Here is a 20,522-nt window from a genome sequence, read left to right as displayed (position 1 = left end):
GCCTCGGTGCTCATCTCTTCCGCCGTCCGGTCGCGATCCAGCGCAGGGCCTGCATGCGGGTGACGCCGCGGGGGTCGATCCCCTCCCCCAGCTCCTCGGCGTCGACGCTGCCGAGCAGGAGCTGCTCGACCGCGGGGGCGACGCCGCCCAGGAGGATCGTGGGCGAGACGTCCTCGCCGCGCTCGCCCTGGCGGTAGCGGGTCGCCGTCATGCGGTCGCCGCGCCGCCAGAACAGCACGATGCCCAGGCGCTGCAGGGCGCCGGAGATCTGGGCCGCGAGCTCGTGGGCGCTCGTCTCGTCGAGCGCGCCGAGGGCGATCGCGCCCGAGTCGGTGTCGAGGATGTGGGTGCCCTCGGGGGTCTCGGCCGTCTCGGACCGGGTGTCGCTCGCGAGCCGCAGGGCGCCGGCGAGGGCCTTGGCCGACGCGACCGAGGTCGCGACGACCGCGATCGGGCGCGGCGCGTCGGGATCCTCGACACCCTCGGCGGTGCCGAGCACGTCCTCGACCGTCAGCTCGGTGAGCTCGCCGTCCGCGTCCGAGGTCGCATCGGCGCTCGGGGGCTCGGGTTCCTCGAGGTCGAGACCCTCCATCATACGGGCGAACTCGGCGTCGATGTCGTCATCGGGGCGCCCGTCGCCGGGTCGGGGGTCGTCCGGGGTGGTCATAGCGCTCCCTTCGTGGAGGGCACGTCCGTCACACGCGGGTCCATCTCGCACGCCGCGCGCAGGGCCCGCGCGAGCGCCTTGAACTGGGCCTCGACGATGTGGTGGGGATCGCGCCCGGCGAGCACCCGCATGTGCAGGCAGATCGCGGCGTGGTGGGCGAGGGACTCGAGCACGTGGCGTGTGAGGGAGCCCGTGAAGTGGCCGCCGATGAGGTGGTACTCCTGGCCCTCGGGCTCTCCGGTGTGCACGCAGTACGGACGTCCGGAGACGTCGACGACGCACTGGGCCAGAGCCTCGTCGAGCGGGATGGTGGCGTCGCCGAAGCGGGCGATGCCGATCTTGTCGCCGAGGGCCTCGCGCAGGCACTGGCCCAGGACGATCGCGGTGTCCTCGACGGTGTGGTGGACGTCGATGTGGGTGTCGCCCGTGGCCTGAACGGTCAGGTCGAAGCGGGCGTGCGTGCCGAGCGCCGTGAGCATGTGGTCGAAGAAGGGCACCGAGGTCGACACGTCGCAGCGGCCCGTGCCGTCGAGGTCGAGCGTGACGGTCACGTCGGACTCGCGCGTGGCGCGGCTGATGCTCGCGGTGCGGGGGGACGTCGAGGAACGGGTCATCGGGGGTCGGCCTCCACGGGATCGGCGATGTCGAGGGCGTCGCGGAACGCGGCGTTGTCGTCGGGGGTGCCGACGGACACGCGGAGCCAGCCGGCGGGCCCGACCTCGCGGATCAGGACTCCCCGGTCGAGCAGGCGCTGCCACACGTCGTGGCGGTCGGCGACGGTGCGGAACAGGATGAAGTTGGCGTCGGAGGGCGCAACGTCGTGGCCCCTCCGCACGAGATGCGCACTGAGCGCGTCGCGCTCGGCGCGCAGGGTCGCGACCTGGCCCAGCAGCTCGGCGCGGTGGGCGAGCGCGGTGCGGGCGACGGCCTGCGTGGCGGCCGACAGGTGGTAGGGCAGGCGGACGACGCGCACCGCGTCGACGATCGCGGGGTCCGCCACGAGGTAGCCGAGACGGGCGCCGGCGAGCGCGAAGGCCTTGGACATCGTGCGGGAGACGACGAGGTTGGCGTGCTCGGGCAGCAGGGTGAGCGCGCTCGGGACCCCGTCGCGGCGGAACTCGCCGTAGGCCTCGTCGACGACGAGCAGGCCGCGGTGCTCGGCCTGGGCGCGCGCGGCGGCGCGCACGACGTCGAGCTCGAGGGCGGTGCCGGTGGGGTTGTTGGGGCTGGTCAGCAGCACGATCGCGGGGCGATGACGGGCGATCGCGGCCGTCACGGCGTCGGCGTCGAGCGCGAACTCGGGGGCCGGGCCCCGCTCGGCCGTGACCCAGGCGGTGAACGTGTCGCGCGCGTACTCGGGGTACATCGAGTAGTGCGGCGTGAAGGACAGGGCGCTGCGGCCCGGCCCGCCGTAGGCCTGGAACAGCTGGACCATGATCTCGTTGGAGCCGTTGGCGGCCCACACCTGCTCGGCGCGGGGCTCGTCGATCGCGGACTCGTCGGCGAGGAAGGCCGCGAGGTCCTTGCGCAGGTCGAGGAACTCGCGGTCCGGGTAGCGGTTGAGGTCGGCGGCCGCGGAGCGCACGGCACGGCCGAGGTCCTCCGCGAGCGCGGCCGACGGGGGGAACGGGTTCTCGTTGACGTTCAGCAGGTGCGGCACATCGATCTGGGGCGCGCCGTAGGGCTCGAGCCCGAGCAGGTCGTCGCGGACCGCCGGGAGCGCGGTGTCGGGCGAGGCGAGGTCGAGCTGTGGCATGGCTCCATCGTAGAGGCCCTGCGGCCGCCCGCCGTCGGCCGTCCAGGCCGTGCCGAGGCTGGGAGCGGGCCCGGAGCGGTGGCCTACCCTGGTCGGGTGATGCGTGCCCTCGGTTCCCTCGTTGCAGATGTCCTCGCCGTCCTCCTGTTCGTGGCGATCGGGCTCCTCCAGCACCACGAGGGCCTGACCGCCTCGAGCGTCGGCTACGTGTCCTGGCCGTTCGTGCTCGGCATGCTGCTCGGGCACCTCGCGATCCGCTCGTGGCGGCGCCCCTTCGGCCTGTGGCCGCAGGGCGTGTTCATCTGGGCGATCACGATCGTCGCCGCCATGGCGATCCGCACGCTGTTCGGCGCCGGCACGGAGCCCTCGTTCGTCATCGTCACCGCGGTCGTGCTCGCGGTGTTCATGCTGGGCTGGCGGGCCGTCGCGTCGTTCGTGACGCGGCGCGAGCGGCGCACCTCCGCACGGCCCGCGGCGACGCGGACCGAGGGGTCTACGCCGCGAAGCCGGTGAGCGCCTCGCCGTCGAGGCGGTAGGTCATCCACTCCTCCTGGGGCCGCGCCCCGATGGCCTCGTAGAAGTCGATCGACGGCTGGTTCCAGGTGAGCACCGACCACTCCAGACGGCGGTAGCCGCAAGCGGCGCAGATGCCGGCGAGCGTGCGCAGGAGGCCCAGGCCGATCCGGGTGCCGCGGTGCTCGGGCATGACGTAGAGGTCCTCGAGGTGGATCCCGTGGTGGCCTTCCCACGTCGAGTAGGTCAGGTACCACAGGGCGATGCCCACGACCTCGCCGTCGAGCTCGGCCACGTGGCAGAAGACGGCGGGGGCCTCGCGGAACAGGGCGTCGTGCAGGTCGGCCGCGGTGCCGGTCACGGCCTCGGGCTCGCGCTCGTACACGGCGAGGTCGACGATGCGCGCGTGGATCGCCGCGACGTCGTCGGGGCGGGCCTCGCGGATCGTCCACGCGGTCATCGGCTCTGCCCCTCGCCGTCGAAGCGGATCTCGACGGCCCGCCCGTGCGAGGGCAGGTCCTCGGCCGCGGCGAGGGTGCGGGCGGCCTCGCGGGAGGCGTCGAGCGCGCGCTCGTCGTACTCGATCACGTGGATCCCACGCAGGAACGACTGCACCCCCAGGCCGCCGCCGAAGCGGGAGCCGCCGCCGGTGGGCAGCACGTGGTTGGAGCCGGCCGCGTAGTCGCCGAGGCTCACGGGGCTGTGGGGACCGATGAAGATCGCACCGGCGTTGGTGACGCGCGCGGCGACGGCCGGGGCGTCGACGGTGTGGATCTCGAGGTGCTCGGCGCCGTACGCGTTGACCACGGCGAGCCCCTGGTCCAGGCCGTCGACGAGGATCACGCCGCTCTGACGTCCGCCCAGGGCCTCGCGGATGCGGTCGGCGTGGCGGGCCTGCGGCACCTGGACGGCGAGCTCGGCCTCGGTGTCGGCGGCGAGCCGCGGGCTGTCGGTGACCAGCACGCTCGCCGCGAGGGGGTCGTGCTCGGCCTGGGAGATGAGGTCCGCCGCGACGAACCGGGGGTCGGCGCTCTCGTCGGCGAGGATCGCGATCTCGGTGGGGCCCGCCTCGGCGTCGATGCCGACGGTCCCCCGCACGAGCCGCTTGGCGGCCGTCACGTAGACGTTGCCGGGGCCGGTGACGAGGTCGACCGGGTCGAGCAGGGTGCCGTCGCCGAGGTCGTCGGCGCCGTGGGCGAGCAGGGCGATGGCCTGGGCGCCGCCCGCGGCGATCACGTCGGTCACGCCGAGCAGCGCGCACGCGGCCAGGATGGTGGGGTGCGGGTAGCCGCCGTGGTCCTTCTGCGGCGGAGAGGCCAGCACGATCTGCGAGACGCCGGCGGTCTGGGCCGGCACCACGTTCATGACGACGGAGCTGGGCAGCACGGCCCGGCCGCCGGGCACGTACAGGCCGACCCGCTCGACGGGGATCCAGCGCTGGCGCACGATCCCCCCGTCGATGACCTCGACCACGTCGTCCTCGCGCCGCTGGGCGGCGTCGACCGCCCGGACGCGGTCGATCGCCGTCTCGAGCGCACGACGGATCGCCGGATCGAGCTCGGCGAGGGCCCGTTCGATCACCTCGGCGGGGACGCGCAGGTGCTCGGGGCGCACGCCGTCGAACCGCTCCCCCGCCTCGAGCACGGCCTCGGCGCCGCGCTCCCGCACGGCCGCGACGACGGGATGCACCGAGGCGATGGCCGCGTCGACGTCGAGCTCGGGGCGGGGCACGGCCGCGCGCAGCTGGGCTGCGGAGAGGTCGCGCCCGCGCAGGTCGGTGACGGAGATCAGAGGCATGGAGGCGAGTCTAGGCGTCGCCCGCGAGCGCTCGACGGCATGTCCGGGCGCACGGGGCGGGCCAGGACGTCACTGCAGGCAGCCGGGGCCCAGCAGCGCCTTGAGCGAGGCGTACAGCGCGGCCGACGGGGTGACCGAGAGCCGGGTGTCGAGCCGCATGAGGGTGGCGCGGCCGGGCTCGAGCAGCTTGACGCGGACCTCGCTCATGCCCGGGTTGTCCTCGAGCACGCCGCGCAGGTCGGTCACGACCCGCTCGGTGCAGCGCAGCGCCGGGAGCGAGATCGTCACCGGGCCGTCGCCGCCCGCGTGGGAGGTGTCGGGGATCGTCATCTCCATGACGCGCAGCTCGGGCATGCCCTTGGAGGTGTCGACGCGTCCCTTCATGGAGACCACGAGATCCTCGGCGAGCTCGGTCGCGACGGTCTGGTACGTCGAGGGGAACAGCAGGCAGTCGATCGAGCCCTCGAGGTCCTCGACGGTGGCGATCGCCCACATGTCGCCCTTCTTGGTGGTCTTGCGCTGCAGGGACGTGATGAGCCCCGCGATCTGGACCATGGCCCCGTCCTCGACGGCGCCCTCGTCGGCGAGCGCGCTGATCGCGGTCGTCGAGTTCTGCGCGACCACGTGCTCGAGACCCTGCAGGGGGTGGTCCGAGACGTACAGGCCCAGCATGGTGCGCTCGAAGGAGAGCTTCTCCTTGCGGTCCCACTCGGGCAGGTCGGGGATCGTGATGGTCGCGCTCGACCCGGTCTCCGCGCCGTCGCCGCCGAACAGGGCCTCGCCGAACAGGTCGTACTGGCCCTGCGCCTCCTTGCGCTTGACGTCGACCACCGAGTCGACGGCGTCCTCGTGGATCAGCACGAGGGAGCGGCGGTTGGCGCCGAGGGAGTCGAACGCGCCGCCCTTGATGAGCGACTCGATCGTGCGCTTGTTGCACACCGAGAGCGGCACCTTGTCGAGGAAGTCGGTGAACGACGTGAACGCGCCCTTCTCGGCGCGCGCCGCGAGGATCGCCTCGACGACGTTCGCGCCGACGTTGCGCACCGCCGACAGCCCGAAGCGGATGTCGTCGCCGACGGCCGAGAAGTACATGTCGGACTCGTTGACGTCCGGCGGGAGCACCGTGATGCCCCGGTGGCGGCAGTCGCCCAGGTACAGGCCCAGGCGGTCGCGGTTCTCCTGGGTCGAGGTGAGCAGGGCCGCCATGTACTCGGTCGGGAAGTTCGCCTTGAGGTAGGCGGTCCAGTACGAGACCACGCCGTAGGCGGCGGAGTGGGACTTGTTGAACGCGTAGTCGGCGAAGGGCAGCAGGGTCTCCCACAGGGCCGCGACGGCCGCGTCGGAGTATCCGCGCTCCTTCATGCCGGCCTCGAAGGACACGAACTGCTTGTCCAGCTCCGCCTTCTTCTTCTTGCCCATGGCGCGGCGCAGGATGTCGGCCTCGCCGAGGCTGTAGCCCGCGACCTTCTGGGCGGTCTGCATGACCTGCTCCTGGTAGACGAGCACCCCGTAGGTCTCGTTCAGGATGTCCGCGAGCGGGGCCTCGAGCTCGGGATGGATCGGAGCGATCTCCTGCAGCCCGTTCTTGCGCAGCGCATAGTTGGTGTGGGAGTTCATGCCCATCGGGCCCGGACGGTAGAGGGCCGAGACCGCGGAGATGTCGCCGAACTTGTCGGGCTTCATCTGGCGCAGCAGGGTGCGCATGCCCGAGCCGTCCAGCTGGAACACGCCCAGGGTGTCGCCGCGCTGCAGGAGGTCGTAGGTGGGCGGATCGTCGAAGCCGAGGGTCTCGAGATCCGGCGCCTCCTTGCCGTTGCGCGTGATGTTGTCCAGGGCGTCGGAGATGACGGTGAGGTTGCGCAGCCCCAGGAAGTCCATCTTCAGCAGGCCGAGCGTCTCGCACGTCGGGTAGTCGAACTGCGTGATGATCTGCCCGTCGGAGGGGCGACGCATCATCGGGATGATGTCGGTCAGGGTGTGGCTGGACATGATGACCGCGCACGCGTGAACGCCCCACCCGCGGGTCAGCCCCTCGACGCCCTGGGCGATCTCGAAGACCTTCTGGCCGTCGGGGTCCTCGTCGAGCATGCGGCGGAACTCGCCGGCCTCGGCGTAGCGCTTGTTCTCGGGGTCGTAGATGCCCGAGAGCGGGATGTCCTTGCCCATCACGGCGGGGGGCAGCGCCTTGGTGAGGCGATCCCCCATCGCGTACGGGTAGCCGAGCACGCGCGAGGCGTCCTTGAGCGAGTTCTTCGTCTTCATGACGCCGTAGGTGATGACCTGGGCCACCCGGTCGTCGCCGTACTTGCGGGTCACGTACTCGAGCACCTCGCCGCGGCGGCGATCGTCGAAGTCGACGTCGAAGTCGGGCATCGAGACGCGGTCGGGGTTCAGGAAGCGCTCGAACAGCAGGCCGTGCTCGAGCGGGTCGAGATCCGTGATCCGCATCGCGTAGGCCACCATCGAGCCGGCGCCCGAGCCACGGCCCGGTCCCACCCGGATGCCGTTCTCCTTGGCCCAGCGGATGAAGTCGGACACGACGAGGAAGTAGCCCGGGAAGCCCATCTGGGTGATGACGGAGACCTCGTAGTCGGCCTGCTTCTGCACGGCGTCGGGGATGCCCGCGGAGAAGCGGTACTCGAGTCCCCGCTGGACCTCCTTGACGAACCACGAGTGCTCGTCCTCGCCGGGCGGCGTCGGGAAGACGGGCATGAAGTTGGCGCCCTCGGCCGTCGTGGTGAAGGAGACGTCGCACATCTCGGCGACGCGCAGCGTGTTGTCGCAGGCCTCGGGCAGCTCACGGAACAGCTCGCGCATCTCGGCGGCGGACTTGAGGTAGTAGCCCGAGCCGTCGAACTTGAAACGGCCGGGGGTGTCGAAGGTGGAGCCGGAGTTGATGCACAGCAGCGCGTCCTGGATCTTGGCGTCGTCCTCGGTGACGTAGTGCAGGTCGTTGGTGGCCAGCAGCGGCGCGCCGATCTGCTTCGAGAGGGCGATGAGGTCCTTGGTCACGCGGGTCTCGAGATCGAGGCCGTGGTCCATGAGCTCGACGAAGTAGTTCTCCTTGCCGAACATGTCCTGGAACTCGCCGGCGGCCTTGACCGCCTCGTCCCACTGGCCCAGGCGGATGCGGGTCTGGATCTCGCCCGAGGGGCAACCGGTCGAGGCGATCAGCCCGTCGGCGTAGGTGCTGAGGATCTCGCGGTCCATGCGGGGCCACTTGCCCATCTGGCCGTCGAGGCTCGCGGACGAGGCGAGGCGGAAGAGGTTGTGCATGCCCGCCGTGGTGCGCGAGAGCAGGGTCAGGTGCGTGTAGGCGCCGCGCGCGGAGACGTCGTCGCCCGCGTCCTGCTGCGCCTTGGTGCCCCACTGCTGCCGCGTGCGGTCGTGGCGGCTGGTCCCGGGGGTCACGTAGGCCTCGACGCCGATGATGGGCTTGATGTCCGCGGCCACCGCGGTCTTGTAGAACTCGTAGGCGCCGAAGACGTAGCCGTGGTCCGTGATGGCGATGGCTTTCTGGCCCTGACGTGCGGTTTCGTCGACCAGCTTGGAGATCTTCGCGGCCCCGTCCAGGAGGGAGTAGTCGGTGTGGACGTGGAGGTGCACGAAGTCGTCGGAAGCCATGGATCAAGGGTAGCGACGGGGCCCGACGAACGGGGCGCTCAGGAGCCGGCGACGGCGTCGCGAGGATCACGGGGCCGGCCCGATCCGAAGGGATGCGCCGTCGCGTCTCGTGGCGGCGCGCGCGATCGGGATGGCGGGCGCTGAGAGCGGCGAGCTGCACCTCGACCAGGGAGCCGCCTGGCGTCAGGCGGTGGGATCTACACCACCCGTGACGTCATGACCCGGCGGCCTCCCCCGGTCCGCCCCCGTCGTCCTCGGCCTCCGCGTCGCGGAGCATCTCGGTCATGAGGCGCTGCAGGTAGTCCTCGACGCCCTCGACGCTCAGCGAGCGCTCGTCGCGTCGCGGCCCCATGCCCTCGACGAGCGCGCCGCCGTGCCAGGCGAGGGAGTCGTCGGGCAGGACCGGGTCGTCGTCCCGCCACAGGTCGATCGGCACGGCGTGGGCGGCCAGGTCGCGGGCCAGGGCGTCGGCGTCGGACGCGCTGCCCGAGCGCTGCAGGAGCGAGACGAGGAGGGACTCGGCGCCCCAGGCCTCGGCGTCGTCGCGTCCCGGCAGCGCGGTCTGCTGGACGAGGGCGACGAAGCTCGCGGCGAGCTCGTCGTCGCCGTCGAGGAAGCGGTCCTTGGCCGCACGCAGCGCGATCGCGGGCACGTAGGCGGTCTCGCCCCACAGCACGCCGGCGCCGATGAGGCTCATCCCGACCCCGGTCGGGAAGTCGGGGTGGGCCGCGATCGGGCTCGACGGGGTGCGCCCCGCCCGTCGGTCGTCGTCGGCGGCCAGGTAGGCGCGGCTGGCGTCGCGGACGGCCTCGCGCGAGCGCTCGGCGTCCCGCAGGGCGACCTCCGCACCGGCGGGGTCGAGGCCCAGCAGGCTCGCGACCCGTGAGAACGGGAAGTCGGGACGATCCAGCGCCCCGTGCGCGGGAAGAGGACGGTCGGGCTCGTCGGTCATGCCCCGACGCTATCGCGTCGTCCGGATCAGCTCTCGCGGAGCACGTCGAGGGCGTGCTGGAGGTCGTCCGGGTACTGCGAGGTGAACGTGACCCGGCTTCCGCGCACCGGGTGCACGAAGGAGAGCTCCATCGCGTGCAGCCATTGGCGCACGAGGCCGAGCCGGGCCGCGAACGTCGGATCGGCCCCGTACAGCGGATCGCCCACGAGCGGATGACGCATGGCCGCGAGGTGCACCCGGATCTGATGGGTGCGCCCGGTCTCGAGCTTGACGCGCAACAGGTCGGCGCCCGGCAGCTCCTCGAGCGCCTCGTAGTGCGTGACGGCGTGCTTGCCGGTGCTCATGACGGCGTACTTGTAGTCGTGGTGGGGCGAGCGGCCGATCGCGGCGTCGATCGTGCCGGCCCGCGGGTCGAGATGGCCCTGGGCCAGGGCGTGGTAGACCTTGTCGACGCGGCGGGAGCTGAACGCCTCCTTGAGCACGGGGTACGCGCGCTCGGACTTCACGACGACCATGAGGCCGCTCGTGCCGACGTCGAGGCGCGAGACGATGCCGCGGCGCTCGGGCGGCCCGCCGGCCGTGATGCGCACGCCCGCCGCGGCCAGGTGCCCCAGCACGGTCGGGCCGTCCCAGCCGGCGCTCGGATGGGCCGCGACGCCCACGGGCTTGTCGACCACGATGATGTCGTCGTCCTCGTGGACCAGCCGCATGCCCGGCGCGATCAGGGGCCGCACCTCGACGGCGGGCCGCTCGGACGGGATCTCGACGGTCAGCATCATGCCGGGCTCGAGGCGCGTCGAGCGTGCCGGCATCTGCCCGTCGAGGTCGACGGCGCCGTTCATGACGAGGTCCGCGGCGCGCGTCCGCGAGAGCCCGAAGAGGCGCGCGATGCCGACGTCGACCCGCTCCCCCGCGAGCCCGTCGGGCACCGGGACCGTGCGCATGTCGTTCACGGACGTCGCTCCGAGGCGCTCCCGACGCCGTGGTCTCCCATGGCGTCCTGGTCGTCTGCCGCTTCGCGCCCGGTCGGGGCCGCGGTGTCCGCCGCGGCGTCTGATCCGCTCGCGTCCTCACCGGCTCCGTCCGCGGCAGCGGACGCCTCGACGGCAGAGGTGTCGGCGGCAGCCGTCTCCGCAGCCGACGTCTCCGCAGCGTCGGCCGTCTGGTCACGGGCGGCCGGGTCGGACGCGACCCCGAGCACGCCCAGCAGGACGATCAGCACGGCCCCGACCACGACAGCCATGTCGGCGACGTTGAACACGGGCCAGTGCGGGAGCTCGATGAAGTCGACGACCTCGCCGTGGAACGGGCTGGGGGCGCGCAGGATCCGGTCGTGGATGTTGCCGAGGGCGCCGCCGACGATGCAGCCGAGCGCGAGCGCCCACGGCACCGAGCGCACCGAGCGCACGACGTAGACGAGAGCGCCGATGCAGATGGCGATCTGCACGAGGGTCACGACGGGCGTGATGCCCGATCCCATGCCCCAGGCGGCACCGGAGTTGTAGAGCAGGCGGAACTGGAGCAGCTCGCCGACGACGGCCCGCGGCTCGAGCACCGCGAGCGAGGTCTCGGCCCAGTGCTTGGAGAGCTGGTCGAGCACGACGATGACCGCGGCGAGGACGACGGCGACGACGATCGCGACCGTGCGGGACAGACCGGTGCGCTCGACACGGCGAACGCCGGACGCGTCGCGTCCGGCGTTCGCTGCTGCAGAGGGAGTCGGGCTCACAGGCCGAAGGTCGCCTGCTGGTCCTGGGTGTCGCTCGTGTCGAGCTCGCGCAGCTGGTTCTCGAGGTAGTTGCGCAGCCGGTTGCGGTAGTCGCGCTCGAAGGTCCGCAGACCGTCGATCGACTTCTCGAGATCGGCCTTCTGGGTCTCGAGGGCCTCGAGGGTCGAGCGGGACTTCTCCTCGGCCTCGCCGATGATGCGGCGGGACTCGGCGTTGGCCTCGGTGATGAGGCGGTCGCGCTCCTCCTCGCCGTTGCGCACGTGCTCGTCGTGCAGCCGGTTGGCCAGGGCGATGATGCCGGCGGCATCGGCCGGAACCGACGACTCGACGGCCGGGGCGGGAGCCTCGACGGCCTCGACGACCTCGGTCTCCTCGACCTCGACCGGCTCGCTCTCGACGGCGGCCTCGGGGGCCTCCTCGCCCGTGGTCTCCTCGGTCTCCTCGGAGACGGCTGCGGGGGCGCTCTCGCCCGACTCGAGCTCGGCGATGCGGTTGCGGGCCGCCTCGAGCTCCTGGGTCAGGCGGGCGTTCTCGTCGATGAGCTCCTGGAGGCGCGGCATGACGTCGTTGTCGAGGTAGTTGTCCACCTCGTCCATGTCATAGCCTTCGGAGAACCGCACCGGAGTGAACCGCTTGTTCTGCAGATCCTCGGGCATGAGTGCCATGGGTCACCTTCTCGTCTGGGTGGTGGAGTCGTGCGACTCCGGTTCAGCAGGACCAGGGTAGCCGAATCCTCCGATAAGTCCCGCACATGTCGAGGGGCGGAGCCGGGAGGTTTCTCTCAGGCCGCGGGGGCTCGATGCGCTCCCTGCGAGCGGCTCCTCGGAGGGCCGTTCAGAACGCGAGGCGGGCGAGCACGCCGAGCACGATCCAGCCGACGATCAGCAGGATGAACATGCTCAGATCGAGCATCATGCCGCCCAGCCGCAGGGGCGGGATCAGGCGTCGCAGGGTGCGCACGGGGGGATCGGTCAGGGTGTAGACGACCTCGAACAGCAGGAGCACGAGGCCGCGCGGACGGTAGGAGCGCGCGAAGCTCTGGATCCAGTCGATGACGAGGCGCGCGAGCAGCACCAACAGATACAGCCAGAGGACGAGGTACAGGACCCCGAAGACGATCTGCACGAGCGAACCGGCCTCAGCTCTGGTTGTAGAAGCTGCCCTCGTCGGCGGAGCTGTCGCCGTCCACCTCGACGAACTCGGGGCTGAGCAGGAAGACCTTGGAGGTGATGCGCTCGATGTCGCCGCGCAGGCCGAAGATGAGCCCGGCGCAGAAGTCGACCATGCGCTTGGCGTCGCCGTCCTGCATGTCCGACAGGTTCACGATGACCGGCACGCCCTCGCGGAAGGACTCGCCGATCGCCTTGGCGTCGTTGTACGCGCGCGGGTGGATCGTCGTGATCCGGTGCATGGACTCCTCGACGCCCGCGGCAGCGGGAACGACGCTCGGTCGCTGGCGGATCGGGGTCACCTGGGCCTCCCGTTCATGATTCTCGGCGGCCTCGGTGCGCCGGGCGGGAGCCGCCGCGGTCTCACGACGGTCCGCCTCGTCCTCGTAGTACTCGTCGTCGACCTCGTTGGCGAGGCCGAGCGCCACCATCGCGTTGTGCCATGCACCCATGGTCTGATCTCCCGGTTGGGTCGGCCCGAGCGGATGCTCGGGCGCTTCATCGAACGTTCGGTCGGCCCCGGGGAAGCGCGGGGAGCGCGCGGAGGCCACGGGTCGAACGTACCCGAGGCCGCCGCCCCGTGCTTGCAATGACACGGCGCGAACGGCGGGCGTGTCGGATCACGCGCGCCGGATCACACCGGCGAGCCGTCCCGTCCGCTGCTCGCGGCGATAGGAGTAGAAGCGCTCGTCCTCGACCGTGCAGGGCGCGTCGGACAGCACGTGCCCGGCCCGCAGGCCCGCGCCGGTCAGGGCGAGCACCGCCCCGGCGCGCAGATCGAGCGAGGGGGTGCCGCGGCGCGTCGTCGCCCCGATGCCCGGCAGCGTGCGCTCGGCGTCGGCGCGCATCGCGGCGGGCACCTCGTAGCACGATCCGCACACGCTCGGCCCGATCTCGGCCCGCACCCGCTCGACGTCGGCGCCGAGCGCCTGCATCGCGGCGACCGTGTTCTCGAGGACGCCGCCGAGCAGCCCCGCGCGTCCCGCATGGGCGGCGCCGACGACGCCCGCCTCCGCGTCGACGAGCAGGACGGGGAGGCAGTCGGCCACCATGATCGCGAGCGCGATGTCGCCGCGCCGGGTCACAAGGGCGTCGGCGGTGCGCACCGAACCGCCGTCCGGCTCGTCGCCCTCGCCGACGACCGCGACATCCGCCGAGTGGACCTGGTCGACGTAGACGACGTCGACGCCGATCGCGGCGCGCAGCCGCTCACGGTTGGCCGCGACGGCGCCCTCGTCGTCGCCCACGTGCCGGGCGAGGTTGAGCGACGCGTACGGCGCACCGGAGACGCCGCCGTCGCGCGTCGTGAACAGGGCACGGGCCCCGCGAAGTCGCGAGGCCCGTGCCGGCAGGTCGGTTCCGCTCATGGACGGCGTGGTCTCACTTGAGGAACGACGGGAGGTCCAGGTCGTCATCGTCGTCGGGGCCCTCGGCCTCGAGACGCGGCGGACGCACGGGCTCCGGACGCTGGGGAGCCTGGGGCTCCTCCTGGCGCGGGGCCTCCTCCTGGGTGCGGGGGGCGTCGTACTCCTGGTCCGCCGGATCGACCTGCGGGTCCTCCTCGACGACGGGGCGCGAGGGGGTGAAGGTCTGCTGCGGCGCACCCCAGGTGCCGGCGAAGGCGCCCGCCCCGCCCGAGCGGGACGCGCCGATGTTCTCCGACGGACGCGAGACGACCGCGGGGCGCGGCTCGGTGCGACCCGTGCGCGGGGCCTGCTGGCCCTGGCCGGCGGCGGGACGCTGCTGCTGGCCGAGGTCCTTGCGCGGGGTGGGGCCGCCGGACTCGAAGCCCGCGGCGATGACGGTCACGCGGACCTCGTCGCCCAGGGCGTCGTCGATGATGGCGCCGAAGATGAGGTTCGCGTCGGGGTGCGCGGCCTCCTGGACCAGGCGGGCGGCCTCGGAGACCTCGTACAGGCCCAGGTCGCTGCCGCCCTGGATGGACAGCAGCACGCCGTAGGCGCCGTCGATGCTCGCCTCGAGCAGGGGGCTCGAGACGGCCAGCTCGGCCGCCTGCAGCGCACGGTCGTCGCCGCGCGAGGAGCCGATGCCCATGAGCGCGGAGCCCGCGCCCTGCATGACGGACTTGACGTCGGCGAAGTCGAGGTTGATGAGACCGGGGGTGGTGATGAGGTCGGTGATGCCCTGGACACCGGAGAGCAGCACCTGGTCCGCGGACTTGAAGGCGTCGAGCATCGACACCTGCTTGTCGGCGATCGACAGCAGGCGGTCGTTCGGGATGACGATGAGGGTGTCGACCTCGGTCTGCAGCGCGGCGATGCCGGACTCCGCCTGGGTCGAGCGGCGACGGCCCTCGAAGGTGAAGGGGCGGGTCACGACGCCGATGGTGAGCGCGCCGAGGCTGCGGGCGATCTTGGCGACGACGGGCGCACCACCCGTGCCGGTGCCACCGCCCTCGCCGGCGGTCACGAAGACCATGTCGGCCCCGCGCAGGACCTCCTCGATCTCCTCCGCGTGGTCCTCGGCGGCCTTGCGGCCGACCTCGGGATCGGCGCCCGCGCCGAGACCGCGGGTGAGCTCCTTGCCCACGTCGAGCTTGACGTCGGCGTCCGACATGAGGAGGGCCTGGGCGTCCGTGTTGATGGCGATGAACTCGACGCCCTTGAGGCCGGACTCGATCATGCGGTTGACGGCGTTGACGCCGCCGCCGCCGACACCGACGACCTTGATGACGGCGAGGTAGTTCTGGGATCCGGCCACGGGTACGTCCTTAGCTCTGGGGGTGCGCTGCTGCTGGTCAGGGGGCGATCCGGCACCTCGTCCCGAACCCTCGACCTCGACTTGAGGTTCAGACTTCGGGGTGCTGCTCGCCTTCTTCGACGCTATGAGCGGGCCCTGCCGGGCGCAAACACCGCGGCGCGCGTGTCGGCCCGTCCGGGGCCCGCGGCGCGACGGCGAGGCGCCGCCTGCCGTGCCCCCACCCCGCCAAGCGGACGAAACCCCAGCTCAGCGCGGTGGGCCGGGATCAGCGAGTGACGGGTGCGCTCGGCGCGGAGACGTCGATCACGGTGCCGGGCTCATCGAGCAGGGCATCGGTCACCTTCGCCTTGAGCTCGCCGTCCTTCGCATCCCCCCACACGAGGGTCTTGGTGTCGCCGTCGTCCGTGGAGACCGCGAGTGTGACGTCCGAGGCGGTCGTCGCCGTGATCGCCGTGACGCGCCCGCGCAGGTCCTCGGGCAGGGAGGCGAGCACGTCGAGCATCGCGGACGTCGCGGCGCTGTGGTCGACGGCACCCTCCCCGACCTGGAGGGAGACGAGCTCATGGCCCTTGCCGGCGGCGTCGGGCAGGGCCTTGCCGTCGGCGTCGACGATCACGGTGGTGCCGGCGGCGTCCGTGACCGTCGCGAGCGGACGGCGCTCGGTGACGGTGACGTGCATGCCGTCGGGCCACTGCCGCTCGACCGTCGCGGACCGGACGCCGGGGACCTTCTCGACGGCGGCCTCGAGGTCGGACGTGGGCAGCAGCAGCTCGCTCGTGCCGCGGGCGCTCGCGACCGCCCCGTCGACCGCCGACTCGTCGACGTAGCTGATGCCGCTCACCGAGGTCTTCTGGACCTCGAAGGCCGGCAGGGTCAGCACCGCGACGAGGGCGGCCACGAGCAGGGCGAGGATCGCGATCCCGACGATCGCGAGGGTGCGCCGACGGCGGCGCCAGGGCCGCGGCCGGACCAGGTCGCGGAAGCGGTCGGCGGCATGGACGACGGCGCCGCGGCCGCGCTCGGAGTGGTCGCCGGCCTCGTCGGGCTCGGGACGCCCGGCCCGCGTCCCGACCGCGACGGAGCCCGCACCGGCGTCCTCGTGGCTCGGCGAGCGCCCCGTGGCGGGACGGGCGGCAGCCCGGCGTGCGGCGGCGCGACGTGCCGCGTCCCCCTCGGTCCGGGTGGTCGTGCGCCGTGCCGAGCCCGGCTCGGGCGTCGCTCCGGCGGCGTGCGAGGAGCCGGCGTGCGCGGCCCGCCCGGCCCCGTCGGCCGCGGCATGTCCGGCTGCGCCGTCGGCGGCGCGCCCGTGCTGCGGGTCGGTCGCGTGATCGGCCGACCGCTCGGCGGGCTCGGGGGCCTCGGGGCGGGCAGGGCGTGGCCTCGGAGCGCCGGGAGCCCGGGTGTGCGCGCCGGACCGGGGTGCACCGGACCCGGGCGCGGCGGGGCGCCGGGGAGCGTGCGGGCGCCGAGCCATCAGGCCTGCGCTCCGGCGGCGCGGAGGGCGTCGAGCACGCGCGGGGTGTCCTCGACGATGTCGCCCGCTCCCAGCATGAGCACGACGTCGCCCGGGCGGGCGGCCTCGGCGACGAGGGCGGGTGCCTGCTCCCGGTCGTCGAGGGGGACGACGGACGTGCCCGGCGCGGCGCGGTCGGTGATCGTGCGCGCGGTCGTCTCGGGGTCGTCGTCCTCGCGGGCCGCGTAGACCGGCAGCACGAAGGCCTGGTCGGCGGCGCCGAGCGCGTGCGCGAAGTCGGCGGCGAAGCTGCGGGTCCGCGAGAAGAGGTGGGGCTGGAACACGGCGATCACCCGGCCGGCGCCCGCGATGCCGCGCGCGGCCGCGAGGGTCGCGGCGACCTCGCTCGCGTGGTGGGCGTAGTCGTCGTACACGGTCACGCCGCCCACGGTGCCCTTCTTCTCGAAGCGGCGAGAGGCCCCCGTGAAGGGGGCGATGCCCGTCAGCAGGGACTGGACGGGCGCGGCGGGCAGGGCGGCGTGGGAGGCCGCGAGCGCGCCGAGGGCGTTCAGGACGTTGTGGTGTCCGTGCACGGCGAGGGTCGCGGCGACCTCGCCGCGCGGGGTCGCGTACACGACCTCGGTGCCGTGGGCGGTGGGGGTCTCGACGGCGAGGCGCCACGGCTCGTCGTCGCCGGTGCCGTAGCGCTGCACGGTCGTGCCGCGAGCGGCGGCGCGCTCGCCGAGGGCGCGGGCGCCGGCGTCGTCCCCGCACACGACGAGCACGCCGCCCGGCACGAGGCGCTCGGTGAAGGCGTCGAAGGCGGCCGTGAGGTTCTCCGGTGTGCCGTGGAAGTCGAGGTGGTCGGGCTCGAGGTTGGTGACGACGATCGCGCGGGGGGCGAAGGCGAGGAACGAGCCGTCGGACTCGTCGGCCTCGACGACGGCGACGTGTCCGCTGCCGTGGCCGGCGTTGCGCCCCAGCGCGGGGACCGCGGCGCCGAGGGCCCAGGCGGGGTCGTCCCCTCCGCCGCGCAGGGCGACCGTCGCCATGGCCGTCGTGCTCGTCTTGCCGTGGGTGCCGGCGACCGCGATCAGCTCGCGGCCGGCGAGCAGGCCTGCGAGCGCGGCCGCGCGGTGCACGACGGGGATCTGCCGGTCGTGGGCGGCGGCCACCTCGGGGTTGTCGGCGCGGACGGCGGTCGAGACCACCACGACGTCGACGTCGTCGGCCAGCAGGGAGGCGTCGAAGCCGATCCCGATGCGGGCCCCCGCCTCGCGCAGGGGCGCGATGAACTGGCCGTCCTGGGAGTCCGAGCCGCTCACGGCGATGCCGACCTCGAGGGCGAGCCGGGCGACCGCCGACATGCCCGCGCCGCCGATCCGCACGACGTGGATCGAGCGGACGGGGGCGGTGGGCCAGTCCTCGCGGGTGACGACGGGGCCGGGCCGCAGGATCGTGCGCACGTGCGCGGGCTCGGGAGCGGGAGTGGTCATGGCTGACACGCTATCGGCAGGCGCACGCGGGCACGGTCAGGCGCGGCGTGCGGCGCTCATCACGAGCTCGGCCAGGCGCTCGGCGGCGTCGGGGATGCCGAACGCGCGCGAGGCCTCAGACATGGCGCCCAGACGGTCGGCGTCCAGCAGGAGCGGCAGGATCCGCTCGGTGACGACGGCCGGGGTGAGGTCGTGGTCGTCGATCATGAGCGCACCGCCGGCGGCGACGACGTCCTGGCCGTTGAGGGCCTGCTCGCCGTTGCCGATGGGCAGGGGGACGAACACGGCGGGCAGCGCCACGGCGGTGAGCTCGCTGACCGTGCCCGCCCCGGAGCGGGTCACGGCGAGGTCGGCGGCCGCGTAGGCGTCCTCCATGGCGCTCACGTACTCGACGACGCGGTAGCCGGGGCGCTCGGGGATCGTGGCCTTGCCGCGTCCTGTGACATGGAGGATCTGGGCGCCGGCGGCCGTGATCGCGGGGGCCGCCTCGGCCACCGCGGTGTTCAGGCGCTGGGCGCCGAGGGACCCGCCCGTCACGAGCAGGACCGGGCGCCCGGGGTCCAGGCCGAAGGAGCGGACGGCCTCGTCGCGTCGCGCGGCGCGGTCGAGCGTCGCGATCCCCTGCCGCATCGGCATGCCGACGCGGCGGGCGCGGGGCAGCGGGGTGCCGTCGAAGGCGGTCGCGACGACGGCGGCGCGGCGGGCCCCGAGCCGGTTGGCCAGGCCCGGGCGGCGGTTGGCCTCGTGGACCACGAGCGGCACGCGGGCGCGGGCGGCCGCGAGGTAGGCCGGAGGGCACACGTAGCCGCCGAAGCCGGCGACGACCTCGATCCCCCGGTCGTCGACGAGGGCGCGCACGCGGCGCAGCGTCGCCGCGAAGCGGCCGGGGAACCGCAGCGCGGCGCCGTCGGGACGGCGCGGGAAGGGCACCTTGTCGATCGTGACGAGCTCGAAGCCGGCGGCGGGCACGAGGTCCGCCTCGAGGCCCTCGCGCGTGCCGAGCACGGTGATGACGGCCTCCGGGTGGGCCGCGCGGAGGGCGGCGGCCGTGGCGAGCATGGGCGAGACGTGGCCGGCGGTGCCGCCGCCGGCCAGCAGGATGCGCGTCGCAGGGTTCTCGGGCGGCACGGGAGCCCCCGGGGTCGCAGATGCAGGGGTCATCGTGAGGACCGTCCCGTCGGTCCGGAGCGTCGGCGCGAGGACGGCGAGCCGGCCCGGCCGGAGGAGCGCGTCGAGCCGGACCCGGAGGAGACGCGGCGGGCCTTCGCGGCCGAGGCGCGGGCGAGGCGGCGGCTGCGCGGGGCGGGCGCCGCGTCGGCGGCGGCCGGGACCACGGTCGCGCCGCGCCGGACCCGCCCGATGCGGGCGCGCACGGCGTCCGCGGCGCCCGGTTCGTGGCGGGCGAAGGACAGCAGGATGCCCAGGGCCAGCATCGAGGTCACGAGCGCGGAGCCGCCCGCCGAGATGAACGGCAGCGGCACGCCCAGCACCGGGAGCAGGCCGGTGACGACCATCATGTTGGTGAAGGCCTGGCCGAGCAGCCACGCGCTGATGCCGGCCACCGTGATCTGGACGAACAGGTCGTCGACGCGCGTGATCATGCGGAACAGGACGAGGGCGAGCAGGGCGAACAGGACGAGCACGCCGAGGGTGCCGAGCAGCCCGAGCTCCTCCCCCAGGATCGCGAAGATGTAGTCGTTGTCGGCGGCGGGCAGCAGACCCCACTTCTGGCGCGACTGGCCCAGTCCGACGCCCGTCCAGCCGCCCTCGGCGAGCGCCATCAGGCCGTGGCGGGACTGGTCGCACGAGCTGCCGGCGCACTCGCCGTGGATCCAGTTGCCGATGCGGGCCATGCGGTTGGGGCTCGCGACCACCATCGCCGTGACGCCGAGGACCGCGACGACGCCGAGCGACGCGAACCAGCGGCGCGGCACGCCCGCGACCCACAGGGAGCCCGAGACGAGCATGACCATGACCATGGCGGTGCCGAGGTCGTGGCCGAGCAGGACCAGCCCGATCGAGAGCAGGATGACGGGGGCGACCGGGATCAGGAGCTGCTTGGTCTGCCCGAGCAGCTTGTGCTTGGTCGCGAGCACGGCCCCGAGCCAGACGGCCAGGGCGAGCTTGAGGGCCTCCGAGGGCTGGAGCGACATCGAGCCCACTCGGATCCAGTTCTGGTTGCCGCCGGCTCCGAAGCCGAGCGGCGTGAACACGAGCAGCTGGAGCAGCAGGCCGATCCCCAGCAGGGGCCAGGCCAGACGGCGATAGACGTGGGGCTTGATGAGCGCGGCGACGATGAGCAGCGGGAAGCCGATGAGGGCGAAGGCGCCCTGGCGGAACAGTCCCGCGAACGGGGAGCCGCCCTTGGCGATCGAGATGACCGTCGAGCTGGACAGGACCATCACGAGGCCGGTCCCGATCAGGAGCGCCCCGATCACGAGCAGCGCGTAGAAGTCGAGCGCCGGGGACCGCAGCCAGGTCGCGATGCCCGCGCGCACCTGTCCGCGCACGTCGCCGAGGGGGTGCTCCTCGGTCGGGCGCAGGACGGGCGCCGAGCGCCGGTCGGCGCCGGAGGAGTCCGCGCGGGTCGAGCCGGAGCGCGAGCGGCGCGAGGAGCCCGCGCCGGAGCGCCGGGTCTGCTGCAT

19 protein-coding genes are annotated in these 20,522 nt (G+C 73.2%); 1 reads left to right on the top strand and 18 read right to left on the bottom strand.

Features of this window, described 5'->3' with window-relative positions:
• Window positions 1-10: 10 nt before the first annotated feature.
• The 3 genes from BRM3_RS07950 to BRM3_RS07940 are packed head-to-tail and all read right to left on the bottom strand — an operon-like array spanning window position 11 to window position 2,423.
• Window positions 11-667 carry a hypothetical protein gene (locus BRM3_RS07950; RefSeq protein WP_263592797.1) on the bottom strand — a complete coding sequence of 219 codons (657 nt, stop codon included), beginning with the start codon at window positions 665-667 and terminating at the stop codon, window positions 11-13.
• On the bottom strand, window positions 664-1,281 hold the full coding sequence (gene hisB, locus BRM3_RS07945) for an imidazoleglycerol-phosphate dehydratase HisB (RefSeq protein ID WP_263592796.1): 618 nt from the start codon (window positions 1,279-1,281) through the stop codon (window positions 664-666). The genes BRM3_RS07950 and hisB overlap by 4 nt, the downstream gene beginning before the upstream one ends.
• Window positions 1,278-2,423, bottom strand: coding sequence for a histidinol-phosphate transaminase (locus tag BRM3_RS07940; protein WP_263592795.1), 1,146 nt, complete (start codon window positions 2,421-2,423; stop codon window positions 1,278-1,280). Before BRM3_RS07940 ends, hisB begins: the two co-directional genes overlap by 4 nt.
• Before the next feature lie 99 nt (window positions 2,424-2,522).
• Here BRM3_RS07940 and BRM3_RS07935 point away from each other — a divergent pair, with 99 nt between their 5' ends.
• Window positions 2,523-2,936 (top strand): DUF3054 domain-containing protein, encoded by a 414-nt coding sequence (locus BRM3_RS07935; RefSeq protein WP_263595429.1) that lies wholly within the window; start codon window positions 2,523-2,525, stop codon window positions 2,934-2,936.
• On the opposite strand, the gene BRM3_RS07930 is transcribed toward BRM3_RS07935, so the two are convergent.
• The 15 genes from BRM3_RS07930 to ftsW all read right to left on the bottom strand — a co-directional run bounded on the left by BRM3_RS07930 (window position 2,917) and on the right by ftsW (window position 20,522).
• On the bottom strand, window positions 2,917-3,396 hold the full coding sequence (locus BRM3_RS07930; RefSeq protein ID WP_263592794.1) for a GNAT family N-acetyltransferase: 480 nt from the start codon (window positions 3,394-3,396) through the stop codon (window positions 2,917-2,919). The genes BRM3_RS07935 and BRM3_RS07930 overlap by 20 nt on opposite strands.
• Window positions 3,393-4,733, bottom strand: a complete 1,341-nt coding sequence (gene hisD, locus BRM3_RS07925) for a histidinol dehydrogenase (protein ID WP_263592793.1) — start codon at window positions 4,731-4,733, stop codon at window positions 3,393-3,395. Before hisD ends, BRM3_RS07930 begins: the two co-directional genes overlap by 4 nt.
• 69 nt (window positions 4,734-4,802) lie before the next feature.
• Window positions 4,803-8,357: a DNA polymerase III subunit alpha gene (dnaE, locus tag BRM3_RS07920; RefSeq protein WP_263592792.1), complete on the bottom strand. Its 3,555-nt coding sequence runs from the start codon at window positions 8,355-8,357 to the stop codon at window positions 4,803-4,805.
• A gap of 214 nt (window positions 8,358-8,571) precedes the next feature.
• A complete protein-coding gene (locus tag BRM3_RS07915; RefSeq protein WP_263592791.1) occupies window positions 8,572-9,309 on the bottom strand; it encodes a hypothetical protein in 738 nt (245 codons plus the stop codon).
• Between the two features lie 26 nt (window positions 9,310-9,335).
• A complete protein-coding gene (locus BRM3_RS07910; RefSeq protein WP_396127038.1) occupies window positions 9,336-10,253 on the bottom strand; it encodes an RluA family pseudouridine synthase in 918 nt (305 codons plus the stop codon).
• Between the two features lie 5 nt (window positions 10,254-10,258).
• Complete coding sequence (gene lspA / locus BRM3_RS07905; RefSeq protein WP_263592789.1) at window positions 10,259-11,038, bottom strand: signal peptidase II; 780 nt, start codon at window positions 11,036-11,038, stop codon at window positions 10,259-10,261.
• Window positions 11,035-11,703, bottom strand: coding sequence for a DivIVA domain-containing protein (locus BRM3_RS07900; protein ID WP_263592788.1), 669 nt, complete (start codon window positions 11,701-11,703; stop codon window positions 11,035-11,037). Before BRM3_RS07900 ends, lspA begins: the two co-directional genes overlap by 4 nt.
• Window positions 11,704-11,872: 169 nt before the next feature.
• On the bottom strand, window positions 11,873-12,163 hold the full coding sequence (locus tag BRM3_RS07895) for a YggT family protein (RefSeq protein WP_263592787.1): 291 nt from the start codon (window positions 12,161-12,163) through the stop codon (window positions 11,873-11,875).
• A 13-nt stretch (window positions 12,164-12,176) separates the two neighbouring features.
• A complete protein-coding gene (locus BRM3_RS07890) occupies window positions 12,177-12,659 on the bottom strand; it encodes a cell division protein SepF (RefSeq protein WP_263592786.1) in 483 nt (160 codons plus the stop codon).
• A gap of 168 nt (window positions 12,660-12,827) precedes the next feature.
• On the bottom strand, window positions 12,828-13,574 hold the full coding sequence (pgeF, locus tag BRM3_RS07885) for a peptidoglycan editing factor PgeF (protein ID WP_263592785.1): 747 nt from the start codon (window positions 13,572-13,574) through the stop codon (window positions 12,828-12,830).
• A gap of 13 nt (window positions 13,575-13,587) precedes the next feature.
• Window positions 13,588-14,928: a cell division protein FtsZ gene (gene ftsZ, locus BRM3_RS07880; protein WP_263592784.1), complete on the bottom strand. Its 1,341-nt coding sequence runs from the start codon at window positions 14,926-14,928 to the stop codon at window positions 13,588-13,590.
• Between the two features lie 265 nt (window positions 14,929-15,193).
• Window positions 15,194-16,402, bottom strand: a complete 1,209-nt coding sequence (locus tag BRM3_RS07875) for a cell division protein FtsQ/DivIB (protein ID WP_263592783.1) — start codon at window positions 16,400-16,402, stop codon at window positions 15,194-15,196.
• Window positions 16,402-17,877, bottom strand: coding sequence for a UDP-N-acetylmuramate--L-alanine ligase (gene murC / locus BRM3_RS07870; protein WP_263592782.1), 1,476 nt, complete (start codon window positions 17,875-17,877; stop codon window positions 16,402-16,404). Before murC ends, BRM3_RS07875 begins: the two co-directional genes overlap by 1 nt.
• Window positions 17,878-17,913: 36 nt before the next feature.
• Window positions 17,914-19,038, bottom strand: a complete 1,125-nt coding sequence (murG, locus tag BRM3_RS07865; protein ID WP_263592781.1) for an undecaprenyldiphospho-muramoylpentapeptide beta-N-acetylglucosaminyltransferase — start codon at window positions 19,036-19,038, stop codon at window positions 17,914-17,916.
• Window positions 19,035-20,522, bottom strand: coding sequence for a putative lipid II flippase FtsW (gene ftsW / locus BRM3_RS07860; protein ID WP_263595428.1), 1,488 nt, complete (start codon window positions 20,520-20,522; stop codon window positions 19,035-19,037). Before ftsW ends, murG begins: the two co-directional genes overlap by 4 nt.

Source organism: Brachybacterium huguangmaarense, assembly GCF_025725725.1.
In the GTDB taxonomy this organism is placed as follows: Bacteria; Actinomycetota; Actinomycetes; order Actinomycetales; family Dermabacteraceae; genus Brachybacterium; species Brachybacterium huguangmaarense.
This window is presented reverse-complemented; position numbering and strand designations above follow the sequence as displayed.